Annotated in this window: 20 protein-coding genes; 4 read left to right on the forward strand and 16 right to left on the reverse strand. The window is 61.2% G+C overall.

Annotated features, from left to right (window positions below; translation table 11 throughout):
* Positions 1-56 precede the first annotated feature (56 nt).
* From ACW5XD_RS01895 to ACW5XD_RS01905, 3 genes are read left to right on the forward strand one after another with little or no spacing between them, the layout of a single operon-like run.
* Positions 57-1187 carry an FIST signal transduction protein gene (locus ACW5XD_RS01895; RefSeq protein ID WP_456493371.1) on the forward strand — a complete coding sequence of 377 codons (1131 nt, stop codon included), beginning with the start codon at positions 57-59 and terminating at the stop codon, positions 1185-1187.
* Complete coding sequence (locus ACW5XD_RS01900; protein WP_456493372.1) at positions 1184-2617, forward strand: HD domain-containing phosphohydrolase; 1434 nt, start codon at positions 1184-1186, stop codon at positions 2615-2617. Before ACW5XD_RS01895 ends, ACW5XD_RS01900 begins: the two co-directional genes overlap by 4 nt.
* A gap of 18 nt (positions 2618-2635) precedes the next feature.
* A complete protein-coding gene (locus tag ACW5XD_RS01905) occupies positions 2636-4180 on the forward strand; it encodes an HD domain-containing phosphohydrolase (RefSeq protein ID WP_456493373.1) in 1545 nt (514 codons plus the stop codon).
* 68 nt (positions 4181-4248) lie between these two features.
* Here the strand turns inward: ACW5XD_RS01905 and purL are convergent, their stop codons facing one another.
* Positions 4249-8166 (reverse strand): phosphoribosylformylglycinamidine synthase, encoded by a 3918-nt coding sequence (purL, locus tag ACW5XD_RS01910; protein WP_456493374.1) that lies wholly within the window; start codon positions 8164-8166, stop codon positions 4249-4251.
* Positions 8167-8315: 149 nt separating this feature from the next.
* On the opposite strand from purL, the gene mltF reads away from it, so the two are divergent.
* Entirely contained in the window at positions 8316-9806 is a 1491-nt protein-coding gene (gene mltF / locus ACW5XD_RS01915; protein ID WP_456493375.1) for a membrane-bound lytic murein transglycosylase MltF, read from the forward strand.
* A gap of 354 nt (positions 9807-10160) precedes the next feature.
* Here the strand turns inward: mltF and ACW5XD_RS01920 are convergent, their stop codons facing one another.
* The 15 genes from ACW5XD_RS01920 to hscB form a co-directional block, all read right to left on the reverse strand.
* Positions 10161-10394 (reverse strand): zinc ribbon domain-containing protein, encoded by a 234-nt coding sequence (locus ACW5XD_RS01920; RefSeq protein WP_042865881.1) that lies wholly within the window; start codon positions 10392-10394, stop codon positions 10161-10163.
* A 99-nt stretch (positions 10395-10493) separates the two neighbouring features.
* Positions 10494-11993 (reverse strand): ribosome biogenesis GTPase Der, encoded by a 1500-nt coding sequence (gene der, locus ACW5XD_RS01925; RefSeq protein ID WP_042865880.1) that lies wholly within the window; start codon positions 11991-11993, stop codon positions 10494-10496.
* A gap of 74 nt (positions 11994-12067) precedes the next feature.
* Positions 12068-13252: an outer membrane protein assembly factor BamB gene (bamB, locus tag ACW5XD_RS01930; protein WP_043555294.1), complete on the reverse strand. Its 1185-nt coding sequence runs from the start codon at positions 13250-13252 to the stop codon at positions 12068-12070.
* Positions 13245-13895 carry a YfgM family protein gene (locus tag ACW5XD_RS01935; RefSeq protein WP_042865878.1) on the reverse strand — a complete coding sequence of 217 codons (651 nt, stop codon included), beginning with the start codon at positions 13893-13895 and terminating at the stop codon, positions 13245-13247. Before ACW5XD_RS01935 ends, bamB begins: the two co-directional genes overlap by 8 nt.
* A gap of 3 nt (positions 13896-13898) precedes the next feature.
* Entirely contained in the window at positions 13899-15176 is a 1278-nt protein-coding gene (gene hisS / locus ACW5XD_RS01940; protein WP_456493376.1) for a histidine--tRNA ligase, read from the reverse strand.
* Positions 15177-15315: 139 nt separating this feature from the next.
* Positions 15316-16431 (reverse strand): flavodoxin-dependent (E)-4-hydroxy-3-methylbut-2-enyl-diphosphate synthase, encoded by a 1116-nt coding sequence (ispG, locus tag ACW5XD_RS01945; RefSeq protein WP_043136741.1) that lies wholly within the window; start codon positions 16429-16431, stop codon positions 15316-15318.
* A gap of 10 nt (positions 16432-16441) precedes the next feature.
* Entirely contained in the window at positions 16442-17383 is a 942-nt protein-coding gene (locus tag ACW5XD_RS01950) for a RodZ domain-containing protein (RefSeq protein ID WP_456493377.1), read from the reverse strand.
* Positions 17373-18164, reverse strand: a complete 792-nt coding sequence (gene tapF, locus ACW5XD_RS01955) for a PilW family type IVa pilus biogenesis/stability lipoprotein TapF (RefSeq protein WP_456493378.1) — start codon at positions 18162-18164, stop codon at positions 17373-17375. The genes ACW5XD_RS01950 and tapF overlap by 11 nt, the downstream gene beginning before the upstream one ends.
* A 12-nt stretch (positions 18165-18176) precedes the next feature.
* Positions 18177-19280 (reverse strand): bifunctional tRNA (adenosine(37)-C2)-methyltransferase TrmG/ribosomal RNA large subunit methyltransferase RlmN, encoded by a 1104-nt coding sequence (locus ACW5XD_RS01960; RefSeq protein WP_456493379.1) that lies wholly within the window; start codon positions 19278-19280, stop codon positions 18177-18179.
* A 166-nt stretch (positions 19281-19446) separates the two neighbouring features.
* Positions 19447-19875 carry a nucleoside-diphosphate kinase gene (gene ndk, locus ACW5XD_RS01965; protein ID WP_043136750.1) on the reverse strand — a complete coding sequence of 143 codons (429 nt, stop codon included), beginning with the start codon at positions 19873-19875 and terminating at the stop codon, positions 19447-19449.
* Positions 19876-20158: 283 nt separating this feature from the next.
* Positions 20159-21442: an aminopeptidase PepB gene (pepB, locus tag ACW5XD_RS01970; RefSeq protein ID WP_456493380.1), complete on the reverse strand. Its 1284-nt coding sequence runs from the start codon at positions 21440-21442 to the stop codon at positions 20159-20161.
* 103 nt (positions 21443-21545) lie between these two features.
* The gene (pepB, locus tag ACW5XD_RS01975) at positions 21546-22850 is read right to left on the reverse strand and encodes an aminopeptidase PepB (RefSeq protein WP_456493381.1); all 1305 of its coding nucleotides are present in this window, start codon (positions 22848-22850) and stop codon (positions 21546-21548) included.
* A 158-nt stretch (positions 22851-23008) separates the two neighbouring features.
* Positions 23009-23347 carry an ISC system 2Fe-2S type ferredoxin gene (fdx, locus tag ACW5XD_RS01980; protein ID WP_005310414.1) on the reverse strand — a complete coding sequence of 113 codons (339 nt, stop codon included), beginning with the start codon at positions 23345-23347 and terminating at the stop codon, positions 23009-23011.
* A 1-nt stretch (position 23348) separates the two neighbouring features.
* Positions 23349-25211, reverse strand: coding sequence for a Fe-S protein assembly chaperone HscA (gene hscA / locus ACW5XD_RS01985; protein ID WP_456493382.1), 1863 nt, complete (start codon positions 25209-25211; stop codon positions 23349-23351).
* Positions 25212-25239: 28 nt separating this feature from the next.
* Positions 25240-25758, reverse strand: a complete 519-nt coding sequence (hscB, locus tag ACW5XD_RS01990; RefSeq protein WP_456493383.1) for a co-chaperone HscB — start codon at positions 25756-25758, stop codon at positions 25240-25242.
* Between the last annotated feature and the right edge of the window lie 69 nt (positions 25759-25827).

The raw sequence follows: 25827 nt of genomic DNA on the forward strand, positions 1-25827 counted from the left end.
TCCTCATCAATACCTTGCTGATATATTTATAAGATGCAGGAATGGAGTTCCGAGCGATGATGAAGCCCTCTTTTTGTCACTTTGATGTACACGCACTGGCCGATGCACTACTCCCCTATCAGGGAGGCCGACTCGATGTGCTGCTGGCCGAACAAGACATGGGCAGAGTTACCGAGTTGCAGCAAGAGTGCCAGCATCTAGCAATCCAGCTTTCCGGCGCCATCTTCCCTCGCCTAATTAGCCAGCAGGGCTTTCATGACAGGGGGGCCTGGCTGCTTCCCCGCTCCTCATCCTGCCTTCCACAGCTGATCCCACTCCCCCCGGAGTCAAGCGCTGATGGTCTTGCCAATGCACTCTGCGAACAGCTGACACCTCGGCTCGCGCAATGGCCGGATCCGACAAGACCTCCCACGCTCTTTCTGACCTTTGATGCCATGATCCCCAATATCGCCTCCATTCTCGAGGAGCTGTATCTCAGGCTGGCGGACAGGGTCAACTACGCGGGTGTCAATGCGGGCAGCGGCCAGTTCAGGGTCATGCCCTGCCTGTTCGACAACCAGACTCTGACGGATCAGGCTGTCATCTGCACCCTCCTGCCTCACAACAGCTATCCGTTTCTAGAACATGGTTATCAGCTCACGGCCCAACCCATGCTCGCCACCAGTACAGAAGGCAACAAGGTCTCTTTCATCGATTGGGAACCCGCGTTCAGTCGCTACCAATCGCTGGTATGGCAACAATTTCAGCAGACATTGACCCCGGCACAGTTCTATCAGTACGGCGTCCACCTGCCGCTGGGCCTGCTGCGGGCCAATGGCGATGTGATAGTGAGGATCCCGGTCGCCGTTACCGAAGAGGGCGCCCTGCTCTGTGTCGGCGAAGTGCCGGATCACAGCATTCTCACCCTGCTAAAGGCACCCCATAGCCCGACCATCCATGCCATCGAGCTGGCCGGCAAGATCCGCCAACAGGGTCCGATCGACACGTTGGAGCTCTATTACTGCGCCGGCCGTCAACAACACTTTGGCCAGCAGAGCGAGATAGAGCTGAGCACACTGTTCAGTCACAGCGGTGCCCATGAGCTGGTCGGCGCCCTCTCCCTTGGCGAAATTGGCAGCCTGCGTCCGGGGGACTATCCCCTCTTTCACAATGGCGCCATTCTCTGCAATGGAGCAACATCGTCATGAACAACGACCATGCCATGGCCATTGTCTGCGATCTTGCACTCTGTATCGGACGCGAGGTGACCCTCGATGCCCTGCTGACCAAGGTGTTGCAACGCTTTCTGTTTCATTGTGCCTGCCCGGTGGGCCTGGTGTTGCAGCAGTTGCCACAAGGAGAGTACAAGATCGTCAAGGCCATCGGGGACGAGCAACTGATCCAGCAGCATGGGCAACCACTGGCGCTGCCCGCCTGGGTCAGTGACGGCGATCAGTGCAGCCTGCATGGCACCATACCCATGACGGGCTCCCGCCCCTATCCCTTTGCCTACCGCTTGCGGATAGAGGGAGGCTACCTCATGCTGTTGCTCTCCCCGAACGCAAAGCAACAAGGGGAACAGCTGTGTCACCTGTTCAGCCCCATCCTCGGCAACCTGGCCCGCGCCATCCAGCTGTGCCGGGATAGCGAGCAACTGGCATTGCGCCAGCAGGCGGAACTGGTCAACATGCAGCGCTTCAACGAATCCCTGCTCAAGGCGATCCCCATTCCGGTGTTTTACAAGGATGTCGAGGGGCACTTTATTAGTTGCAACCCGACCTTTACCCAGATCACCGGTATCAGCAAGGCCGAGCTGCTGGGCAAACGGGTCGACGAGATCCTCCCTCCCGAGATGGCGGACGAATACACCCAGCGCGACCAGGAAGTGCTGCGCAGCAGGCAGCCGCAATACTTCGAGCACACCTTGTTCGATCGCAGCGGCCATCGCTACCAGGTGCTCAACTTCAAGGATCTCTTCTACGACCATGAGGGCAAGGTAGCCGGCATCATAGGGGCACTGGTCGATATCACCCATATCAAGGAGAGCGAACAACAGCAGCGAACCTTGCTGTTTCAAACCATAACCGCGCTCTCCTCTGCCATTGCGCACAAGGACCCCGGGACGGCAGGTCATGAGTGCCGCGTACACGACCTGGCGCTGGCCATCGGCCAATACCTGCAGTTGCCCCAAGAGCGGCTGGATGGGCTCGGGCTCGCAGCCATGGTGCACAACATAGGCTTGTTGCAGATCCCGGCAGAGATCCTCACCCGTCCCCGTGAGCTCAGACCGGTGGAGTTTGAACTGGTCAAGCTGCACCCTCAGGCCGGCTGCGACATCCTGCAGCAGATAGACTTCCCCTGGCCCATCGCCACCATAGTGCAAGAACATCACGAAAATATGGACGGCAGCGGCTACCCGCAAGGTCTGCAGGGTGATGCTATCTGTCTGGAAGCACGCATCATTCGGGTGGCAGACTCGCTGGCAGCCATGACGGCGCACCGCCCCTTCCGCCGCGCCATGTCGCTGACCGATGCCTTCGCCCAGTTGGCGCGCTATGCCGGCGTCCACTATGACGAACAGGTGGTCAACGCCTGCCTCGCCGTGTGGCAGGCAGGCTACCGTTTCACAACTACCTGATCTGCAGCAGGAATACAGATGACTTCAAGACCGGATCCCTCGTCCAGCCCTCAGCTCGACACTGCTCGACTATCATCGCCTGCTGACCCTCTCTTTGCTCAGGTGATGGATCAGCTGCCCTATCGCGTCCTGCTCAAGGATACGCGCTCCGTTTTTACCGCCTGCAACCGGTTGTTGGCCGATGATCTCGCCCTTGTTCCGGCCCAGATCATCGGCAAATGTGATACCGATTTTTTCCCGGCCGAGCTGGCCCAACGCTATCGGGATGACGATCTCAGGGTCATGGCCAGCGGCATCACACATCGGCACGAAGAGCCCTATCTCAAGGGTGGCGAGGCCCGCTGGCTCAGCACCACCAAGTTTCCCCTGCGCGATGAACTGGGCGAGGTGATCGGCGTCGGCGTCTTTTTCGATGACATCACTGAGAAAAAACAGCAACAGGAGCGTTTGCAACAATACACCTGGACGCTGGAGGCCATTGGCCGCGCTCATCACGCCATGCTCAGGCAGGGGGATGAGCAGACGCTGCTGCAGGAAATTTGTGACGCCATCACCTTCGACGGCCGCTTTCCCCTGGTTACCGTGCTACAGGAGGCAACAGAGCGGGATACGCTGCAAATATTGGCGCAGGCAGGCAACGCAGTCTGGTTTGCCAACGACAGCTGGCTCAATCAGGATCAGGAATTATGTCAGGCCATCTGCGATGGCGAGCCGCGCAACGAGGCGCTGACGACGGAACTTGTCCATCACTCGACCACCTTGCGGGCTCGCCTGCTGCTCCCACTGCAGTGGCATTCCGCCGTGCGGGGCGCTCTGCTCATCCATAGCCAACAGGCCAGGGCCTTCACTGAAGAAGAGGTGCGACTCTTCAGTCAGCTGGCCGATTATCTGGCCTATGGCCTGCAAGCGCGCAGCACTCAGCAGGCCTACCTTGCCGCACAGCGAGACAAGGTGCTGCATGCCCGTCAGCTGGAGCTGGCGCTGGAGGATGCGCTGGGCGCCATCGCTGCCGTACTGGAACAGCGCGATCCCTACACCGCCGGTCACCAAAAGCACGTCGCCACCCTGGCCATGGCCATAGGCCGCGAGCTGGCACTGGGCGACAAACAGCTGCGCGGTCTCTATCTAGGGGCCATGGTGCACGACATCGGCAAGATCCAGGTACCGGTCGACATCCTCACCAAGCCGGGCAAACTGACGCTGCAGGAGTTCAATCTGGTCAAGGAGCACCCGACCGCCGGTTACCAGGCACTCAAGGAGATCGCTTTCCCCTGGCCCATCGCCCAGATGATCCACCAGCATCATGAATATCTCGACGGTTCAGGTTATCCCGACGGTCTCGAGGGTAATGAGATCTTGCTGGAGGCGCGCATTCTCACCGTGGCCGATATCGTGGAGTCAATGTCGTCGGATCGCCCCTACCGCGCCGCCCTCGGCATTCCCCAAGCCAAGGCTCACATTATCCAGATGAGGGGTGCCCAACTGGACGAAGCCGTAGTGGATGCCTGCCTGCGCATACTGGATCGGGGCGATTTCACCCCCCACGAGCTGGGCAATGACTAGCAGGAGACAGAAATAAAAAAACCGGCCTGCTGGCCGGTTTTTTTATTGTTGCAGAGTACGCTGCGGGATTAGCCCAGTCGCACCCGGGCGTTGCGGAACATCCGCATCCAGGCGCCATCCTCGCCCCAGTTGTCCGGGTGCCAGGAGTTGGCCACGGTGCGGAACACCCGCTCCGGGTGCGGCATCATGATGGTAGCGCGACCATCTTGCGTGGTCACGGCGGTGATACCGTCCGGCGAGCCGTTCGGGTTGGCCGGGTACTGCTCGGTCACCTGAGCGCGGTTGTCCACGAAACGCAGCCCCACCAGACCGCTGCTTTGCAACGCGCTCAGGTGAGCGGCGTCACGCACCTCCACCCGCCCTTCCCCGTGGGAAACGGCAATGGGCATCACGGAGCCCGCCATGCCGGCGAAGAAGGCGGACGGAGAGTCCTGCACCTCCACTAGGCTGAAGCGCGCCTCGAAGCGCTCGGAGCGGTTGTGCACGAAGCGCGGCCACAGGTCTGCCCCCGGGATCAGGGTGCGCAGGTTGGACATCATCTGGCAGCCGTTGCACACACCCAAGGAGAGGGTGTCGCCACGCTCGAAGAAGCGCTGGAACTGCTCGCGGGCGCTGTCGTTGAACAGGATGGACTTGGCCCAGCCCTCACCCGCCCCCAGCACGTCGCCGTAGGAGAAGCCGCCACAGGCCACCAGGCTCTGGAACTCTTCCAGCTTGATCCGACCGCTGAGGATGTCACTCATGTGCACATCCACCGCCGCAAAGCCGGCGCGGTCAAACGCCGCCGCCATCTCCACATGGGAGTTGACACCCTGCTCGCGCAGCACCGCCAGACGGGGGGAGACCCCACGGGCGATATAGGGTGCAGCCACATCCTCGGCCGGGTTGTAGCTCAGTTTGGCCTGCAGACCCGGATCGGTGGCGTCCTGACGGGCCGCATGTTCCTGATCGGCGCACGCCGGGTTGTCGCGCAGGCGCTGCATCTGCCAGCTGGTCTCGCCCCAGAGGGTGCGAAGCGCAGTGCGGCTGGCGCGATACACTTCCTGGCCCGCGCGCTGCAGGGTGATGAGATCGCCCTCGCGCACCGTGCCTAGCACGTGGGAGCAAGCGGCCAGGCCGTGACCGGCCAGCAGTGTCATCACGGCTTCCTTGTCGTCGCGACGCACCTGGATGACGGCACCCAGCTCTTCGTTGAACAGCGCCGGCAGCAGCTCGCCGCCAATGCGATCCAGCTGGATGTCGAGGCCGCAGTGACCGGCAAAGGCCATCTCGGTCAGGGTGACGAACAGGCCGCCGTCAGAGCGGTCGTGATAGGCGATCAGTTTGCGATCGGCCACCAGCGCCTGAATGGCATTGAAGAAGCCTTTGAGCTGCACCGGATTGTCGAGATCCGGCGCCTTGTCCCCCAGCTGACGGTAGACCTGAGCCAGGGCGGAAGCACCGAGGCGCTGCTTGCCGTTGCCAAGGTCAATCAGGATAAGGTCGGTTTCACCGAGATCGGTACGCAGTTGCGGGGTGACGGTATTGCGCACATCCTCGACCCGGGCAAAGGCGGTGATGAGCAGAGAGAGCGGCGAGGTGACGCTGTGCTCCTTGCCATCCTGCTGCCAGCGAGTCTTCATGGACATGGAGTCCTTGCCGACCGGGATCGTGATGCCAAGGGCCGGGCAGAGCTCCTCGCCCACCGCCTTGACCGCCTCATAGAGACCGGCATCTTCCCCCGGATGACCGGCTGCGGACATCCAGTTGGCGGAGAGTTTGACCCGCTTGAGCGAGCCGATGTGAGCCGGCGCCAGGTTGGTGAGAGCTTCGGCCACCGCCATGCGGGCCGACGCGGCATGGGAGAGCAGCGCCACCGGGGTGCGCTCGCCCATGGACATGGCCTCGCCGTGATAGCCGTCGTAGGTGGCGGCGGTGACGGCGCAATCGGCTACCGGGATCTGCCAGGGGCCGACCATCTGGTCACGGTTAACGAGACCCGTCACGCTGCGATCGCCGATGGTGATGAGGAAGGATTTCTCCGCCACGGTCGGCAGACGCAGTACCCGCTCGGCCGCCTCGGAGAGGGTGGTGCCATCGAGCTGCAACGGCTTGCCCTGGGCAGGCAGGGTGACAACATCACGGTGCATCTTGGGCGCCTTGCCCAGCAGCACGTCCAGCGGCAAGTCGATGGGCTGGTTGTCAAAGTGGCTGTCAGAGAGGGTAAGGTGCTTCTCTTCGGTGGCGGTGCCGATGACGGCATAGGGCGCGCGCTCACGCTCGCACAGCGCCTTGAACAGCGGCAACTTGTCCTGCGCCACCGCCAGCACGTAACGCTCCTGGGATTCGTTGCACCAGATCTCCAGCGGGCTCATGCCCGGCTCGTCGCTCTGGATGGCGCGCAAATCGAAGCGACCACCACGCTCACCGTCATTGACCAGCTCCGGCATGGCGTTGGAGAGGCCACCGGCCCCCACGTCATGGATGAAGACGATGGGGTTGTCGTCCCCCAGCTGCCAGCAGCGATCGATCACCTCCTGGCAACGGCGCTCCATCTCGGGGTTGTCACGCTGCACCGAGGCAAAGTCGAGATCTTCGGCAGACTGGCCGGAGGCCATGGAAGAGGCTGCACCGCCACCCAGACCGATGTTCATCGCCGGGCCGCCCAGCACTATGAGTGCCGCCCCGACCGGGATCTCCCCTTTCTGGACGTGTTCGCTGCGGATGTTGCCGATGCCGCCCGCCAGCATGATGGGCTTGTGGTAGCCACGCACCTCGACGCCGTTGTGGCTCGGCACCTCCTCTTCGAAGGTACGGAAGTAACCGAGAATGGCCGGACGACCGAATTCGTTGTTGAAGGCGGCGCCGCCGAGCGGCCCCTCTTGCATGATGTCAAAGGCGCTGACGATGCGGCTCGGTTTGCCGAAGTCCTGCTCCCAGGGCTGCTCGAAACCGGGAATGCGCAGGTTGGAGACGGTAAAGCCCACCAGACCCGCCTTGGGCTTGGCACCACGGCCGGTTGCGCCCTCGTCGCGGATCTCGCCGCCGGAGCCGGTGGCGGCCCCCGGGAAGGGGGAGATGGCGGTCGGGTGGTTGTGGGTCTCCACCTTCATCAGGATGTCGACACGCTCCTGATGATACTGGTACTCGCCGCTGGCGGGGCTCGGGAAGAAGCGGCCACCCTGGCTGCCCTCCATCACGGCGGCGTTGTCTTTATAGGCAGACAGGACATGATCCGGCGTCTGCTCAAAGGTATTCTTGATCATCTTGAACAGCGACTTGGGCTGCAGCTCGCCGTCTATGGTCCAGTCGGCGTTGAAAATCTTGTGACGACAGTGCTCGGAGTTCGCCTGGGCGAACATATAGAGCTCGATGTCGTTGGGGTTGCGACCCAGCTTGGTGAAGTTCTCCACCAGATAGTCGATTTCATCATCGGCCAGCGCCAGACCCAGCGCCACGTTGGCCGAGGCCAGCGCGCTGCGGCCACCGGCCAGCACATCCACCTGGGTAAAGGGGCGCGGCGCCTGGTGGGCAAACAGGGCACTCGCCTGGCTCATCTCGGCAAACACCACTTCCATCATGCGGTCATGGAGCACGGCGGCAACGTCAGCGCACTGGGCCTGGGTCAATTCGCCCTTTGCCTGCACGTAATAGGCGATGCCACGCTCCAGCCGCTTGACCTGAGTCAGGCCGCAGTTGTGGGCTATGTCGGTTGCTTTGGAAGACCAGGGGGAGATAGTGCCGGGGCGGGGGGTAACGAGAAACAGCTGACCGCTGGGGGTGTGTTCGGGGATGGTCGGGCCGTAGCGCAGGAGCTGGCCCAATGTCGCTCGCTCGGGCGGTGACAGCGGGCTCGAGAGCTCGGCGAAGTGCACATATTCGGCATAGACATCCTCTATCTCTACTCCGCTCTCTACTCCACTCTCCTTTCTCATCTGTGCGAAGCGTTGCAGCAGTTTTTGGACACGAAAATCAGACAGTGCTGGGGCACCACGCAAGATATCCATATGACCTTTCTCACCAAGTGTTAAAGTGGGGGGGAATTGAGACGCGCGTATTATAGGGATCAGGCCGACGCCGGACAAACGTTTTTCTTGATTTGCCAAGTGTGACTCGGTGCACACTCTCTGGTATAAAGGTCCCTCTTTTTTGACAAATGCCGATTTTTTCAACAAGGGTACTCACCTACTTGCGCTGCATTTTTCGACTGTTTATCGGGCTGATGTTGCTGCTGACCCTGGTCGGTTGTGACTTCTACACCCCCTCCAGCCAGCTGGAACAGATCCGCCAACGGGGCGAGATCCGGGTTGGCACCATCTATGGCCCCACCTCTTATTACCAGCGTGACGAGACCGCCCAGGGCTTTGATTACGAGCTGGCGAAAAGCTATGCCGACTGGCTGGGCGTCAAGCTCACCATAGTCCCCGTCTACTCCACCGCCGAACTGGTCGAGCTGCTCAAGAAGGGCAAGCTGGATCTCGCCGCCGCCGCCATCGTGGTCACCCCGGAGCGACGTGCCCTGTTTCGCTTCGGCCCCGGTTTTTATCAGGTATCCCCCAAGCTGGTCTATCGCAACGGCTCCCCCAAGCCCAAGGGGATAGGTGACCTAAAGGGCTCCATAGTGGTGCCTGCCGGCTCCACCGGGGAAGATCTGCTCAAAGAGCTCGGCAAACAGCACCCCAACCTGAAGTGGAGCACCAACCGGGACGCTGACGTGGAAGAGCTGCTCAAGCAGGTGGCCGACGGCAAGATTGATTACACAGTGGTGCAGGATACTGTGCTGGCCCGTACCCAGCGTTACTACCCCGAGCTCACCGAGGGGCTGACCCTCTCCAAGAACCAGACGGTGGCCTGGGCCATGACCAAGCTGCCCGATGACAGCCTCTACGCCAGCATCATCGACTTCTTCGGCCAGCGCTTCATGGATGGCGCCATCGCCAAGCTGGACGAGAAGTACTTCGGCCACGTACAGAACTTCGACTTCGTCGACACCCGCACCTTCCTGCAGCGGGCCAAGAGCCTGCTGCCCAAGTATCAGAATCTGTTCAAGACACACGCCAGCGTGGTGGATTGGCGCCTGCTGGCTGCCATCAGCTATCAGGAGTCCCACTGGGATCCGGAGGCGCGTTCCTACACGGGCGTGCGCGGCATGATGATGCTGACCGAACCCACCGCCAAGGCGATGGGGGTCAACAACCGGCTGCATCCGGAGGAGAGCATCAAGGGCGGCGCCCGCTATCTGCAGCAGATGATGGAGAAGGTACCCGCCTCAGTGCCCGATGACGAGAAGGTGTGGTTTGCCCTCACCGCCTACAACATCGGCTACGGCCACATGATGGATGCCCGCCGCCTGACCAAGGAGCTCGGCAAGAACCCCGACGCCTGGAGCGACGTGAAAGAGGTTCTGCCCCTGCTGCAGCAGGCGCGCTGGCACCGCAAGGCGCGCTACGGCTATGCCCGGGGCGGCGAGGCGCGCAACTACGTCAACAACGTGCGTCAGTATTACCAGAGCCTGCTCTGGCTCGACAACGAGCAGCAGAAGGCCCACCGCCGCGAGGAGCTGGATGACGACGACAGCAGCGAGCCACAGAGTGCCGAACGCCCCACCGTCATCGCCGAAGTGGTCAAGCAGATCACCCTGCGTTGAGCCCTTGTTGACAAGTTTGTTTTACCGGTAGGTTCTCTGTTACCATCCGGATGTACCGGGGCCTGTCCGAAACTGTTTTTATCGCCTGATTTCAGCAGCTTGTCAGCTGGATGACAGCATTTTCAGATGGGCTCCATTCATCGAGGCCGGGATGGCCATCCAATGGGAGGAGACCAAGATGCGAGCTCGTAGAAGAACGACACTGGTCAGAAAAGCAAAGTGCGCCTGGAGCCCCAGACGCAAACTCAAGCTCAATGACATCAAACGCAAGATATGGCGCAGAAACCGCTCCTACACCTTGCTGATAGCAGAACACACAGAATAAACCCGGCATTTGCCGGGTTTTTTATTGCCTCACGCCTGCCCTGCCGGGCTCACCTCAAAGCGCACCGCGCGCTTTGACACCAGGCTGTTGCAGTGGTTGCAGAAGTAATCCACGGCGCCGCAGGCCTTGAGCCGCTCCAGCTCCTGCTGGCAGGTCGGACACAGGGCCCGGATGCGATAACGGGCCTGGCACTGGCCACAGCCGATCTCGGGACTGCGGCTGTCCAGCTCGGCGCTGCAGGCCGGGCATATTAGGGTGCTCATACTCGACTCCTCTCAAAGTGAATGTGCTGTGGGCCGCCCCACAGCAGATGCCCCTCGCCCCAAGAAAAAACGGCTGCCGGTGAGGGCAGCCGCTGGGCCTTATTTCTTGGTTTTGGCCTTGAGCAGGCGCTTGCGTTGACGCTCCTGGCTCAGGGTCATGGTGTTCTTCCGACCCTCGAACGGGTTGGCCGACTCCTGGAACTCGACCCGGATCGGGGAGCCCATGATCTTGAGCGACTTGCGGAAGTAGTTGATGAGATACCGCTTGTACGAATCCGGCAGGTCGTTCAACTGGTTGCCGTGGATCACGATGCGCGGCGGGTTGTAACCACCGGCGTGGGCATATTTGAGCTTGACGCGGCGACCGTTCACCATGGGCGGCTGGTGATCTTCCTGCGCCATCTGCATGATGCGGGTCAGCATGGCGGTGCTGGTACGGCGGGTGGCGGACTGGTACGCCTCCTGAATGGATTCGAACAGGTGGCCGACACCGCTGCCGTGCAGGGCGGAGATGAAGTGAACACGGGCAAAATCGATGAAGCCCAGGCGTCTGTCCAGCTCGTTCTTGACGTCCTCTTTCACCTTCTGGTCCAGGCCGTCCCACTTGTTCACCACCAGCACCACGGAGCGGCCCGAGTGGAGCACGAAGCCGAGGATGCTCAAGTCCTGATCCGTGATGGTCTCCTGGGCATCGATCACCAGCAGGCAGACGTTGGCATCTTCAATAGCCTTGAGCGTCTTGATGACGGAAAACTTCTCCACCGTCTCATGCACCTTGCCACGACGACGCACACCGGCGGTGTCGATGATGACGTACTTCTGCTCGTCACGCTCCATCGGCACATAGACGGAGTCGCGGGTGGTGCCCGGCATGTCATAGACGATGACGCGGTCTTCACCCAGCATGCGGTTGGTCAGGGTCGATTTGCCGACGTTGGGGCGACCGACGATGGCGAACTTGATGGGCAAGTCGGCGAACGGGGTCTCCTTGGTGTCTTCCCGGGTATCGAGATCACCGGCGGCTACCATGCGCAGCAGGGCTTCTTCGTCGAAGTCCTCCTCTTCTTCATCCTGCGCATCTTCTTCGGCAGCGGCTTCGACCAAGGTTTCCAGATGGGGTGCCAGCGCCAGTTCCAGCAGGCTCAGCACGCCACGGCCGTGGGCGGCAGCGATCTGGTAGACCTCTCCCAGCGCCAGACCGTAGAACTCGGACACGGCGGAGTCACCGTCGATACCGTCGGTCTTGTTGGCCACCAGAAACACCGTCTTGTGGGTCTTGCGCAGGTGCTCGGCGATGGCCTGATCCGCGGCGGTCAATCCTGCGCGCGCATCCACCATAAACAGCACCACATCGGCTTCTTCGATGGCCAGCAGGGACTGCTCGGCCATCTTCAGCTCGATCCCCTCTTCGGTGCCATCGATACCACCGGTATCCACCACGATAAATTCCAGCTCGCCCAACTTCGCCTGACCGTATTTACGGTCCCGGGTCAAACCGGGGAAGTCGGCCACCAGGGCATCCCGGGTACGGGTCAAGCGGTTAAACAGGGTGGATTTCCCCACGTTGGGGCGGCCCACCAGGGCTACTACAGGAGTCATAAAAGCCTCATTCTCAAGACGACAAAGGCTCCGGGTCCGAAGACCAGGAGCCGGATATTCACATTATCGGACGATCAGGGACGCTTGATAGCGTACAACTTGCCGCCACGGCTCTGCACATACAGGGTGTCACCGTCCACCAGAGGGGCGGCGTAGAGACCACTGCTGTCGAGCTGCTGCATGGCCTTGATGGACCCGTCGGTACGATCCAGCCAATACAGGTAACCTTCCACATCGCCGACCACCACATAGTCACCCAGGATGACAGGGGCAGTCACGGTGCGGTTTTCCAGCTGGGTATTGGACCACAGCTCAAGCCCGTTGCGTCTGTCAACGGCAAACAGATGGCTGCGGCTGTCGGTCAGCACGATGGCATTGCCGGTCACCGCCATGTCGCGGTAGCCGGAATACTTGCGCTTCCACACCTCGTCACCGGTCATCAGCTTGCGTGCCATCAGCTGACCATTGTAGGCGATGGCATAGAGCTCATCGCCAGCGATCAGCGGTGTCGCATCCACGTCCACCATGCGATCCAGCTCGGTCGCACCGCGCGGATCGGCCACCTTGGACTGGCGTACAGGCTGACCATTGCTCAGCAGGGCTATGCCCACCTTGCCATCGGCACGGCCATAGAGCACGGCGCCGTTGGTGATGATGGGGGCACCGGCACTGCGCAAGGTCAGCGGCGGCTGCTCTTCCGCCAGGGTCCACTGCAACTTGCCTTCATCGGTATCGAGCGCCACCAGGCGCCCCGAGGTGGTCAACACCACCACACGACCGTCTTCGACGGCGGGGCTTGCCACCACTTCACCCGGCACCGTGGTCTGCCACAGCACTTCCCCGTTCTCTTCGTTCAGGGCGTAGACCACCCCGTTCTCGGAGCCGAGGAACAGCTTGCCGTAGCGAGAAACCAGACCGCCGGAGAGGCGGGCGCTGCGCTTGTCGGCGTTGATAGGCAGGTCAGCCAAGTCCACGCTCCACAGCTCCTTGCCGCTGGCACGATCGAAGGCAGTCACATCGCCATCGCGGGCCGCGGCATAGATGCGCTCCTCTTCCACCGCCGGCTTGAGCTGGGAGTAGAAGTCGCCTATGCCGTCCCCGACGGAAGAGGACCAGGCCGTGTCGGCGCTGAAGGCAGATTCAACCACGGGCAAAGGCGCCATGGGATTGAGATCTTCTTCCGAGCTGAACAGGGAGCACCCCTGCAGGGCGAAGGAGACTGCCGCCCCCAACGCCACCATCTTGAACAGATTACGCATCCGGAGCTCCACCCGTGGTCACGGCTGGCAGCGCCAGATCGTCCATCTTCAGCTTGAGCTCGGCGCTGCCCTGCAAGCCGCCGGCATCGGCCGCCGCCTGATAGGCATCGCGCGCCTCTTCGGCCTTGCCCTGTTTGAGCAGGATGTCGCCACGCACTTCCGCCACCTGGGCCTTGAAGGCGTCATTGCTGATCTTGCCAAGCTGGGCCAGGGCCTCGTCAGCCTTGCCCTGATCGTTCAGGACCCGGGCCAGACGCAGGGCGGCGATGGGACGAATGCTCTCATCACCATTGTTTGCCACCTGGGTCAGCTGCTCGGCAGCCAAGTCCAGCTTGTTTGCCTTGACGGCAGCGGCAGCCAGTTGCAGGGCGGCCAGCTCGGCATAAGAGTCACCCTGGTGGGCACTGATGAAGCCTTGTACCTGTTCGAAGGCGGCGGCATCCCCCTTGGCCAGCTGGGCCGAGATCTCGTTGTAAGCCTGGGAAGCGGCTTCCTGGTTGGTCTGCTGACGCTCGTTGTAATAACGCCAGCCAAAGAGTCCAACCAGACCGATAACAGTTCCTGCGAGCACCGAGGTTCCGTTCTCTTTCCACCAGCTCTTGATGACCTCAACCTGTTGTTCTTCGGTGGTATAAACTTCCACTGCTTACTCTCCTTTGGCTGCCAGCAGGGCAATGGCGGCGTCGACCGTGACGGTCTGTTGCTCGGCCTGGCCACGCAGATATTTGATGGTGATCTCCCCGTTTTGCACCTCGGTTTCACCAAGGATCAGGGCAATGGCCGCGCCGCACTTGTCGGCACGCTTGAGTTGTTTCTTGAAGTTGCCGCCACCACAGTGGCTCATCAGGCGCAGGTCTGGCAGGGCATCACGCAGACGCTCGGCAATCGCGAAGCCAGCCTGCTCGGTCCCCTCGCCCACCATGGCCAGATAGACGTCCACCGCAGGGCGGATATCGGCATTAAGCTCCAGGGTCTCCAGCATCAGCACCAGGCGCTCCATGCCCATGGCAAAGCCCACGGCCGGGGTCGCTTGACCGCCAAGCTGCTCCACCAGGCCGTCGTAACGGCCACCGGCACAAACGGTGCCCTGGGCACCCAGGCTGCTGGTGACCCACTCGAACACGGTCAGGTTGTAATAGTCAAGGCCGCGCACCAGACGCTCGTTCACCTCGAACTGGATACCGGCGGAGGTGAGCAGGCGCTTGAGCCCCTCGAAGTGAGCCAGGCTCTCTTCACCCAGGTGATCGAACAGGCGCGGGGCATCCACCAGAATGGCCTGTACCTTGGCATCCTTGGAGTCGAGCACCCGCAGCGGGTTGCTGTACATGCGGCGCTGGCTCTCTTCGTCAAGCTGATCCTTGTACTGCTCGAGGTAAGCCACCAGCGCATCGCGATAGGCGGCGCGCTCGGCACTCTGACCGAGCGTGTTGAGCTGCAGGGTGACATGATCACTGATGCCGAACAACCGCCATAGACGGTGGGTCAGCATGATGAGTTCGGCGTCAATATCCGGCCCGTTGATGCCAAACAGCTCGACCCCGAACTGATGGAACTGGCGGTAACGGCCCTTCTGGGGACGCTCGTGGCGGAACATGGGGCCCATGTACCACATCCGGCGTTCCTGGTTGTAGAGCAGGCCGTGCTCGATACCGGCACGGACGCAGCTGGCGGTCCCTTCCGGACGCAGGCTCAGGCTGTCGCCGTTGCGGTCTTCGAAGCTGTACATCTCTTTTTCGACCACGTCGGTCACTTCACCGATGGCACGCTTGAACAGATGAGTCTGCTCGACGATCGGCATGCGCACTTCGCTGTAGCCATAGCTGGCGACCACTTGGCGCAGTATCTGTTCTACTTTCTGCCATACCGGGCTCTGCTCCGGCAGGCAATCGTTCATACCGCGAATAGCTTGGATCTGTTTTGCCACGTTGATACTCGAGAAAAAGACGTGAAATTTGGCCGCATTATAGGGATTTTCGACCCCGAGGTAAAATCAGGGCGTTCCAATGCGGGATGTAAAATCAGCAACCTAAAGACGGGGCCCCCCAAGGTGGCCCCGCACTGGCTCAACCCTCGTCCACCTGGATCTGGTTGGCCGGATCCAGCATGGCCGCCCGGGCGCGAATGCGGCGCTCCAGGATCGGGATGAGATCCTTGTTGTCCAGCCGGTCGACCCGCTGACCGCCCTCGTAGAAGGCGCTCTTGTTGGCGGCCCCCGCCAGCCCCAGATCGGAGACCAGCGCCTCGCCCGGCCCGTTCACCACACAGCCGATGATGGAGACATCCATGGGGGTGATAATATCTTCCAGCCGCGCTTCCAGGGCGTTGACGGTACCGATCACGTCGAACTCCTGACGTGAGCAGGAGGGGCAGGCGATGAAGTTGATGCCACGGGAACGGATGCGCAGGGATTTGAGGATATCAAAGCCTACCTTGATCTCTTCCACCGGATCGGCCGCCAGCGAGATGCGGATGGTATCGCCTATGCCATCGGCCAGCAGCATGCCGAGCCCGACGGCGGATTTCACCGCGCCGGCGCGAAAACCGCCAGCTTCCGTGATGCCAAGGTGCAGCGGCTGCTCGATCTGCTTGGCCAGCAGGCGATAGGCCCCGATGGCCAGGAAGACGTCAGACGCCTTGACGCTCACCTTGAAGTTGTCGAAGTTGAGGCGATCCAGGTAATCCACGTGGCGCATGGCCGACTCGAGCAGCGCCTCCGGGGTCGGCTCGCCGTACTTCTCCTGAATGTCTTTCTCAAGAGAGCCGCCGTTGACGCCGATGCGGATCGGGATATTGTAGTGGCGCGCGCAGTCGACCACGGCACGCACCCGCTCTTCGTTGCCTATGTTGCCCGGGTTGATGCGCAGACAGTCGGCGCCGTACTCGGCCACTTTCAGGGCGATGCGGTAGTCGAAGTGGATGTCGGCAACGATGGGGATACGGGTCTGTTGCTTGATGAGCTTGAAGGCTTCCGCCGCTTCCATGGTGGGTACCGAGACCCGGACTATGTCGGCGCCAACCCGCTCGATCCGCCGGATCTGCTCGACGGTGGCGGCCACGTCCGTGGTCTTGGTGTTGGTCATGGTCTGCACCGTGATGGGGGCGTCGCCCCCAACCGGTACGTTACCGACCATGATCTGCCTGGATTTACGACGAATGATGGGAGATTCGTGAGCGGACATGGCGGACAGATTACTCCTGCGGCAGTGAGAGGCGAGCAGTCCGGCCGTTGTTGTAACGGCTCATGTCGATGGACTTGCCCTGATATTCGATATTGACCGCCATGGGCGCGCCAATGATGAACTTGAGCGGCTCGGGTCCTTCCAATACCAGTTGATCATTTGCCTTCTTCAGGCCGCTGAACAGCGTCTTGCCGTTGGCATCCTTGACGTCCAGCCAGCAGTCGGCAGTGAAACTCATCTTGAGCTGAGGCACCTTGGCGGCATCGGCTGGCGCATCATCTGCGGCATCTGCGGCCGGGAGCGTTGCCACACTTGCAGAGGCTGTCGTCTCTACGGCGGCACTGCTGCTATCAACCAGCGGCGCCGTGGCAGCAGCGCCGCTCACGGTCGGCTCTGCGGTCGTTGCCATCGCCTCGGAGGCGGCTGGCATGACGTGGTCGGCCACATCCACGGCGGGAGTGACAGTTTCGCCCGGAGTATTGCCTGCTGTCCCCATTTCAGTCGCGGCCAATGCCTCATCACCGGCAGAGCGGCGTGCCGTGCTCTGCCACCACCAGGCAACGGAAAGCGCGATCAACACCAGGATCACCAGCCAGGTTACCACCTTGAGCCTGCTGTCGTTGGCCTGCTGGCGTGAGCGACGGGAGAAACTCTGCATGTCGATGTTGTCAGGCGGCGTCAGCCCCAGCTTGTCGTAGGCGGCAAGAATAGTCTCTTCCGGGATGCCGACCAGCTTGGCGTAAGTACGCAGATAGCCCCGGATAAAGGTATGGGAAGTATGTTTGTCATACGTATCTGATTCGATCGCAGCAATCAGGGTCAGACGAAGGTGAATGCGGGACGCAACCTGTTCTCGTGTCCAGCCGAGCTGTTCACGGGCGTTGCGCAGCAGCTGGCCTGGGCCAACTACCTGGGAGTCGTCTTGGAAATCGTGTGGCTGTTCAGTAGTCATTGGCTAAGTAACGCTTGGCTTGTTGCGAAGAGGGATATTGCCTTACCAGCTCATTCCCGAATTGGTGAAGGAGTGCTGGTTTGTCCATGGCCTGAGCCAGCCGCAATCTCAACCAGAGACTGTTCTCGTTCTCGTCTGACGCATCGGCGAAACGAGCGAGATAGGCCTGTACATCAGGCAGCTTGCCATCTTTCATGGAAAGCTCAGCCATGTCCAGCAATAACCTTGGATTGCGGGGATTATACCCCAAGGCCAAGCGATAGTACTCGCTTGCTTTATCATTTCTGCGATTTTGCGCTGCGCAAAGTGCCGCATTTTCATAGGTATCGGCAATCTTGATGTAATTGGGTTGGCTGATCGCCTGCAGGAATGCCTTCTCCGCCTCGTCGAAACGACCCCGGTTGCACAGGAAAGCGCCATAGTTGTTCATTGCGTCAGCATTGGACGGATCCATGGCGAGGGCTTTCTTGTAGCTCTCCTCGGCCGCCTTGTAATCCTCTACCTGCTGGTAGAAGTAAGCGAAGCCGATATAGACCTGAGGGTTGTCGGGGTCGTACTGGAGGGCACGATCAAGGTTGAACTTGGCCTGTTCGGCATTGCCTTGTCGCAGATATTGAATACCTAAGTCCAGACGGGTCTGGGCAGCCGCCTTGAGGTCGGGACCCACTTCACGCTGGGTCGAATTCTGGCCCGCGTAAGTGGTCTCGGTAACACAGCCTGGCAGCGCGCAAAGCGCTGCCACTACGATCAATGTACGTGTATCCATTCCCTGACTATACAATGGCTTAGCAAGTTAAACCATTTTGACGGAAATCCCATCCTGTTGCATCCGATTTTTCATGGTGCGTTTGGTGCGATCGATCACCTCCCCCACCAGCTGACCGCAGGCGGCATCTATGTCGTCACCACGGGTCTTGCGGACGATGACGGTGAAGCCATATTCCATCAGCACCTTGGAGAAACGGTCGATGCGACTGTTGCTCGGCTTGCCATAGGGGTTGCCCGGGAAGGGGTTGAACGGGATCAGGTTGATCTTGCTCGGGGTGTCTTTGAGCACTTTGGCCAGCTCGTGGGCATGCTGCATGTCGTCATTGATATGATCGAGCAGCACATACTCCACCGTCACGCGACCGCCGTTGGCATTGGACTTGGCCAGATAACGGCGCACACCGGCGAGGAAGTCCTCGATGTTGTACTTGTCGTTGATCGGCATGATCTCGGAACGCAACGTGTCGTTCGGCGCATGCAGGGAGATGGCCAGGGCCACGTCAATTTGATCACCGAGGATATCCAGCGCCGGCACCACACCCGAGGTGGAGATAGTCACCCGGCGCTTGGAGATGCCGTAGCCGAAGTCATCCATCATCAGACGCATGGCCGGCACCACGTTGGCGAGGTTGAGCAGCGGCTCGCCCATGCCCATCATCACCACGTTGGTGATGGGGCGCTTGCCACCGACTATCTTGGCGGCACGCCATACCTGACCGATGATCTCGGACACTTTCAGGTTGCGGTTGAAGCCTTGCTGGGCCGTGGAGCAGAACTTGCACGCCAGCGCACAGCCGACCTGGGAGGAGACGCACAGGGTGGCTCTGTCCTCTTCCGGGATGTAGACGGTTTCCACTTCCTGACCGCCGACCTGCAGCGCCCACTTGATGGTGCCGTCCGCGGAACGCTGTTCACGGCTCACTTGTGGCGCGCGGATCTCGGCGATCGCCTTCAGGCGCTCGCGCAGTACCTTGTTGACGTTGTTCATCTGATCGAAATCATCACAACCGAAGTGATAGATCCACTTCATGATCTGATCTGCCCGGAATGGCTTCTCGCCCAGTTCGACGAAGAAGGCACGCATGGCATCCCGATCAAGATCCAGCAGGTTGGTTTTTATTTCGCTCATCAAAGGCCTCAGTCCACACACTTCATAAATTATTGGCTGACGATGTCAGGGGGCGGCATTGTACAAATAATGGGTCTGGCTTTCCAGCTGGAGAATAAGAGGATATTGGTCAAAAGGCCAAAAAACAAAAGGGAGCCGAGGCTCCCTTGATCATCTTGGGGCAAAATCAACCGCGCGGGCAGATCTCGTCGTCAGAGAAGAAGTAGGCAATTTCACGGGCGGCAGAGGCCGGGGCGTCGGAGCCGTGTACCGCGTTGCGGTCGATGCTCTCGGCGTAGCAGGCACGCAGAGTACCGGCCAGGGCTTCTTTCGGGTTGGTCGCACCCATGATTTCACGGTGACGGCGGATGGCCTCTTCCCCTTCCAGCACCTGTACCATTACAGGGCCAGAGGTCATGAAGCTGACCAGCGCATCATAGAAAGGCTTGCCCTGGTGTTCTGCGTAGAAACCGGCGGCTTGCTCGCTGCTCAGGTGCAGCATCTTGGCGGCGATGACCTTCAGGCCAGCGCTCTCGAAGCGGTTGTAGATGGCACCGATCAGGTTTTTGCTGACAGCATCCGGTTTCACGATAGAGAAGGTACGTTCGATGGCCATTGAGATCTTTCCTTAACTACAGAGTTTTATTGTTAGAATCCATGTTCGGCGGCGATTATACGTAAACAAAAACCGAAATGACACACAAAAAAGCAACCTTTTATTAAACAAACACGTCCTTAAAACAACATCACCACTCATCTTGACCCAGTGCAGCAGGAAAAAATGTGCGCTTGTGCACGATAGCCATGTTAAGCCCCTGAAACCCTGCCTATTGCTCACTCATCCAGCACGGTTGAAAAGGGCACCCTCAGGTGCCCTTTCTTGACGCTTGTCACTCTGCTCAGCGCGCTTCCGCCAGCAGGGTATGCGCTATGGTGCGCATGCCCAGCGTGTTGGCGCCCGGCGCCCACAGGCTGTCACCGTTGTCGCTGAAACAAGAGGCGAGATCGATATGCAGCCAGCCCTGCCCCTCATTGGCAACGAAACGGGAGAGGAAGCCCGCCGCGTTGGAGGCACCACCCGGACCGCCGCCCGGCACGGGCCGGCTGTTGGCGGTGTCGGCATAGTGGGACGGGCACTGCTGGCGATGCCAGGGCTCCAGCGGCAGCGGCCAGGCGGGTTCCTGTTCAGCATCCGCATAACCCATGGCGCGGCTCACCAGCCCCTTGTCCAGCCCGAACAGGGCGTTGTAACGCCCCCCCAGCGCCATCACCGCCGCCCCGGTGAGGGTCGCGGCGTCAATGACCAGCGGCGCGCCGGAATCCCCGGCCAGCTGCAGACCGTCGGCCAGCACCAGCCGCCCCTCGGCATCGGTATTGACGATCTCCACCGTGGTGCCGTTCTTGTAGGTGAGGATGTCACCCAGCTTGTAGGCATGACCGGAGACCAGGTTCTCGGCGCAGCAGAGGATGAGCTTCACCCGCTTGTCGAGGCCGCGCAGAATGGCCAGCGCCAGCGCGCCGGTGACGATGGCGGCACCGCCCATGTCATGCTTCATGGTCAGCATGCCCTGGGAGGTCTTCATGGAGTAGCCGCCGGAGTCGAAGGTGATACCCTTGCCCACCAGCGCCGCCGCCACCGGCGCTTTGGGATCCCGGCTCGGGTTGAAGTCCAGCTCCAGCAGCACAGGCTCGCGCTCGCTGCCACGGCCGACCTGATAGAGGCCGACCCAGCCAGCTTGTTGCAAGGCTTCACCTTTCAAGATGCGGTGGCTCACCTTGTCCGGCGCCAGCTCGGTGATGAAGGCGGCGGCTTCAACCGCCAGCTCCAGCGGCCCCAGCTGCTCCGGCGTGGCATTGGTCATCTCGCGAACCCAGCGCCCGCACAACCAGCGTGCCTCCAGCTCTTCCCTGTCCTCCTCGGACGAGGTGGCCCACTGCAGCTCGACTTCGGCCTTGGGCGTTTGCAACCCCTGGGCGAAGGCCCACTGCTGCTCGCGCTCCCAATGACCGGCAAGGGCCACTTTCTGGATCCCCTGGCTGCACAGGCGACGCGCTGCCTGCTGGATATCGAGCAGCGGCGTGGCGGTGACCAGATGGATCACCATGCCATCGGCGCGGTGAGAGAGCAGTGCTCCCTCCCCCCACTCGGCTGGCGCGAACTCACGGCTTAACCAGACGTTCATGCTGTCTCCTCCTGCCGTCTGCAAGCTACCGATAATACGCAGGCCGTGGCTTTTTGCGCCGGTTGTCCCAAACCATCACCCAATTCTTGATTCAGCCAGACACTCATTCAGTCACCTCCTGCAGCCAGCGAGCGATCGTACGCAGGCCGTGCCCCTTGGCACCGGTCGCCCAGAGATCGTTGCCGGATTTTTGATAGGCAGCCGCCAGATCCAGGTGTACCCAGCCCCGGCCTTCGTCACGCACGAAGCGTGACAGAAACGCGGCTGCGGTAGTGGCTCCGGCCGTGCCTTCGGCGGAGGCCACATTGCCCAGCTCGGCAAACGCGGAGGTAAGCTGGCTGGCATGCCAGGGTTCCAGTGGCAGGGCCCAGGCCTTCTCCTGTTCGGCTTTGGCGGCGGCCAAGGCGCGTTGCTGCTCGGTCTCATCGAGGGCAAACACGGCGTTGTAGTCGCGACCCAGTGCGGTCTTGGCGGCGCCGGTCAGGGTGGCGGCATCGAGAATATAGGCGGCGCCACTGTCAGATGCGGCCATCAGGCCGTCGGCCAGCACCAGACGCCCTTCGGCATCGGTATTCTGGATCTCGACCGAGATGCCGTTCTTGTAGGTAAGGATGTCACCCAGCTTGAAGGCGTGGCCGGAGACCAGGTTCTCGGCGCAGCAGAGGATGAGCTTGACCCTTTGCTTGAGACCGCGACTGATGGCCAGCGCCAGGGCGCCGGTCACCATGGCGGCACCGCCCATATCGGACTTCATCGGCAACATGTTGTCAGAGGACTTCATGGAGTAGCCACCGGAGTCGAAGGTGATGCCCTTGCCCACCAGGGCAGCCACCACAGGGGCGTTGCGATCCCCGGTCGGGTTGTAGTCCAGCTCCAGCAGCACGGGTTCGCGCTCGCTGCCACGGCCCACCGACCAGATCCCGATATGGCCCGCCTCACGCAGCGCCTCGCCAGCCGTGATGCGGGCAGTCACCAGATCCCCGGCCAGACCACGAATGAGCAGCAGGGCGGATTCCGCCAGACTCATGGGGTAAATCTCTTCCGGGCAACCGTTGGTCACCTCGCGCACCCAGCGGCTCGCCTTGAGCAGCGCATCCAGCTCGCGGGCATCGGAAACACTCTGTTCACCGAGGTCCAGCTCACGCACACCCTTGGCGGCATAGAAGCCCTGTGCGAACGCGTAGCGGCGCTCCAGATCCCAGGCTTCACCGGCCAGCTTGACCCGCTTGATGCCGGTCGACTCGAGTCGACGGCCAGCACGCTGGATGGCACGCAGTACATCCGGCTCCTGGCGGGCAAGGTCCAGATGGATCAGCACCTGATCATCGTTGAAACTGAGCAGGGCGCCTTCGCCCCACTGGGTGGCGGCGGCCTGGGTGGACAACAGTACCTTCATCATGTCAGCCATCTTTGCTTGCTTCCTTTTTATTGGCACTTTCATTAATGAACAGGGAAATAACGAGCACAAAAAAGGCCGTTCCCCTCGAGGGTCACGGCCTTCACCATATCATTACTGCACCATGGGATGCTGCACGCTCAATTCACTCATGTGTAATTAAGGCGCCATCAATGGCGTTCTGAGGCGAGGTTGATGGTGTACTTGGGCAGTTCCACCACCAGATCCTCGTCCGCCAGACGGGCCTGGCAACTGAGGCGGGATTCCGGCTCCAGTCCCCATGCCTTGTCCAGCATGTCATCTTCCAGCTCATCGCTCGGCTCGAGGGAGTCAAACCCCTCCCGCACCACGCAGTGACAGGTGGTGCAGGCGCAGGACTTCTCGCAGGCATGCTCGATCTCGATGCCATTGCGCAGCGCCACGTCCAGAATGGTCTCGCCACTCTTGCCTTCGAGGGCGGCGCCGTCCGGACAGAGCTCGGGATGGGGCAGAATAATCAGTTTTGGCATATTACACCTTGTTGACGTTTTGTCCGGTCAGCACCTTGCGGATGGAGGCATCCATCCGGCGGGCTGCAAATTCGCCACTGACGGCGTCCGCCGCCTCAATGGCATCTTTGATTTGATTGGTTGTTCCTGTGGCACGCATGGCCAGCAGATGGGTAATCGCACCATCGATGGCGGCGCGCTCTGCGGCGCTCAGCAGCGCATCGCCATCAGCGGCCAGCGCGGCATTGAGGCTTTCGACCACACGATCGGCCTCCACCTGCTGCTCTGCCAGCATGCGGGCATCCATGTCTTGCTGGGCATTGGCGATGGAGGCGCTCAGCATGGTGAGTATGTCCTCCTCCCCCAGCCCGTAGGAGGGCTTGACCTGGATCTCGGCCTGCACGCCGGAGGATTTCTCCATGGCGCTGACCGACAGCAGACCATCCGCATCCACCTGGAAGGTGACGCGAATGTGGGCGGCGCCCGCCGCCATCGGCGGAATGCCGGTCAGGGTGAAACGGCCCAGGGAGCGACAATCCGCCACCAGCTCACGCTCACCCTGCACCACGTGGATCGCCATCGCGGTCTGGCCGTCCTTGAAGGTGGTAAACTCCTGGGCGCGGGCCACCGGTATGGTGGTGTTGCGCGGGATCACCTTCTCGGCCAGGCCACCCATGGTTTCCAACCCCAGGGAGAGCGGGATCACGTCCAGCAGCAGCATCTCGGCATCGGGCTTGTTGCCCACCAGAATGTCGGCCTGGATGGCGGCACCAATGGCCACCACCTTGTCCGGATCGATACTGGTCAGCGGAGGACGCTGGAAGAAATCGCCCACCAGCTCGCGCACCAGCGGCACCCGGGTGGAGCCACCGACCATCACCACTTCCAGCACTTCCACCTGCTCCAGACCCGCATCGCGCAGGGCGCGGCGACAGGCCAGCAGGGTGCGCTTGACCAGCGGCATGATGAGCTCATCAAACTGGCTGCGGCTCACCTCTCCCTGCCAGCCGGCAAAGGCACAGGACACCCGTTCGGCATCAGTCAAGCCATGCTTGACGGCGGCTGCCACGTCCAGCAGCTCGCGCTGGGTACGGGCGTCGAGCAGGCCTTCAAGGCCGGCTTGTGCCTTGATCCAGTCCGCCAGCAGGTGATCGAAATCATCGCCCCCAAGGGCGGAGTCGCCACCGGTGGCCATCACCTCGAACACGCCGCGATGCAGCCGCAGGATGGAGATGTCAAAGGTACCGCCACCGAGATCGTAGACGGCGATCACCCCTTCCTGACCGGAGTCGAGGCCGTAGGCGATGGCGGCTGCGGTCGGCTCGTTGAGCAGCCGCAGCACGTGCAGACCGGCCAGACGGGCCGCGTCCTTGGTCCCCTGACGCTGGGCGTCATCGAAATAGGCGGGCACGGTAATGACAACGCCATCCAGCTCGCCGCCCAGTGCGGCGGCACCCCGCTCGGCCAGTTTCTTCAAGATTTCGGCCGAAACCTGCACCGGGTTGACCAGCCCCTGACAAGTCTGCAGCTGGGGCATGCCGTTGTCGGCGGCCACGAACTGGTAAGGCTGCTGGCGGGTATCGATATCGGCCAGCGCCTTGCCCATCATCCGCTTGATGGACACTATGGTGTTGTGGGGATCGAGAGCAGCCTCACGCTTGGCGTCGAAGCCGACACGGATGGCGTCAGCCTGGCAATCGGCAGCTTGATAGTGCACCACGGACGGCAGCAGATCGCGCCCCTGCTCGTCGCAGAGGGTATCGGCGTGGCCGCTACGAACCGCAGCGACGAGAGAGTTGGTGGTGCCAAGATCGATGCCAACGGCACGTTTATGCTGATGAGGTGCGGCGCTCTGGCCGGGCTCGGCGATTTGCAGTAATGCCATGGGTAATCAAAATTCCAGCGTTAAAGGATCAAGACTCGAACAGCGAGTCTTCGAATCGTTCCAGCTCTTCGAGGAGCTTGTCGACAAACTTGAGTTTGCGAACGCAATCAGCCGCGCTCACATCATCGCCTGCGGCGAGATCCTGAGTCAGACGTTGCATCAACAACTGGTGATCATGCCTGATTTCGTGGCGAAAATCCTTGATGGCGCGCTCAGGGTCGGGTTCCCCTTTCAGGTCGGCCAGCCGCTCACGCCACTCCAGTTGCTGCATCAGGAAGGTGGTGTCTTGCAGGGTTTGCTGCTCGCCACGAAGTTCGGTGCCGCGCAGGGAGAGCAGATACTCGGCTCGGCGCAGGGGCGCCTTGAGGGTGGTGAATGCTTCGTTGATCTGGGCGGCACGTTGCACCGCAACCAGCTGCTCCCGCTCGGGAGCCGTGGCAAAACGATCGGGGTGGAACTGGGTTTGCAACTGACGGTAGGTATCCGCCAGCTGACGGGTATCGAGCTCGAAGCCTTCAACCAGCCCAAACAGCTCGAAATGATTCATGCAAGCCTCTTAGACACGTTCACCACCACACTCGCCCTTGGCGCTGGCGGTGTTGAACTGGCCATTTCC

The sequence above is a fragment of the Aeromonas enterica genome, assembly GCF_054052465.1.